This is a genomic window from Streptomyces sp. NPDC004721 (assembly GCF_053601495.1).
Map to the genome: position 1 here is coordinate 1 of NZ_JBSGBZ010000158.1, position 1304 is coordinate 1304.

Below are 1304 nucleotides of genomic sequence, written 5' to 3' on the forward strand. Positions count from 1 at the left end.
TGAGCTGACCCCGGTTTCGTGGAGCCCCTGAAGCCAGGCTTATGATCCTGGCTCGAAGGAGAACCACGAGCAGTGCCATCACCACGTAAATACCCGGACGAGCTCCGCGAGCGGGCCGTCCGCGAAGTCCGCACCACCGGCCGCCCGGTCGCGCATGTCGCCCGGGACCTCGGCATCCACAAAGAAGCCCTGCGGGGATGGGTCCGCCAGGCCGAAGCCGACGCCGGTGACCGGGACGACCGGCTCACCACCGCCGAACGCGAGGAGCTGAAGCAACTCCGCAAAGAAGTAGCGGAGTTGAAGCGGGCGAACGAGATCCTGAAAGCCGCCAGCGTGTTTTTTGCCCAGGAGATCGACCGTCCCCGGACGAGGCCGAGCAAGTGATCGACCACCTGCGCCAGAAGGGCCTCGGGGTCGATCCCGTTTGCCGGGTTCTTGAGCTGTCGCCGTCGACGTACTTCGCCCGCAAGAAGCGGCCGAAGTCGGCCCGCCGGCTCCGCGACGAGCAGCTCATACCGCTGATCGAACGGGTCCACGCCGAATCCGGCGGCACCTATGGCGCCCGCCGGATCACCCGCGCGCTGCGGCGCAAGGGCGTCCAGGTGGCCCGCTGCACCGTCGAGCGACTGATGGCCGAGCTGGGCCTGGAGGGCGTCATCCGCGGGCAGCGGCGTCGGACCACCGTCCCCGAACCGTCGGCGCCCCGCCCGCCGGACCTGGTCGACCGGAACTTCACCGCGAGTCGGCCCGACCAGCTCTGGGTGGCGGACATGACGTATGTCCGTACCTGGTCGGGCTGGGTGTATGTCGCGTTCGTCCTGGACGTGTTCTCCCGGACGATCGTCGGCTGGCAGGTCGCGAACCACATGCGCACCGAACTCCCGTTGGATGCCCTGGAGATGGCGCTGTGGAGACGGAGGATCAAGAAGGACTCCGGTCTCGTTCACCACAGCGACCGCGGGTCGCAATACGTATCAATTCGGTACACCGAGAGGCTATCCGACATCGGGGCTTCGGCCTCGGTCGGCTCGGTCGCGGACAGCTATGACAACGCGATGGCCGAGGCCCTGAACGGCACCTTCAAGGCCGAGCTGATCGAGATGCAGGGCCCCTGGAAGGACTTCGACCAGGTCGAGCGGGCGATCTTCCAGTGGGTCACGTGGTACAACGAGGAACGGCTCCACTCCGCCCTCGGCTACGTACCGCCCGCCGAGTACGAACGCGACTGGTGGCGACAACGGGAAGCCTCCCCGCACTCCGCCTGAAACAAGATCGCCGGACTCTGCGAAACTCGGGGCAGCTCA

The 1304-nt window shown here is 66.9% G+C and carries 1 protein-coding gene; it reads left to right on the top strand.

Annotation, left to right across the window (positions count from 1 at the left end; genetic code table 11):
• The first annotated feature begins 72 nt into the window (after positions 1-72).
• A protein-coding gene (locus tag ACWEK3_RS42400; protein ID WP_453252275.1) for an IS3 family transposase occupies positions 73-1265 on the top strand; the annotation gives its coding sequence in 2 pieces (ribosomal slippage) (positions 73-337 and positions 337-1265; 1194 coding nt in all).
• Positions 1266-1304 lie beyond the last annotated feature (39 nt).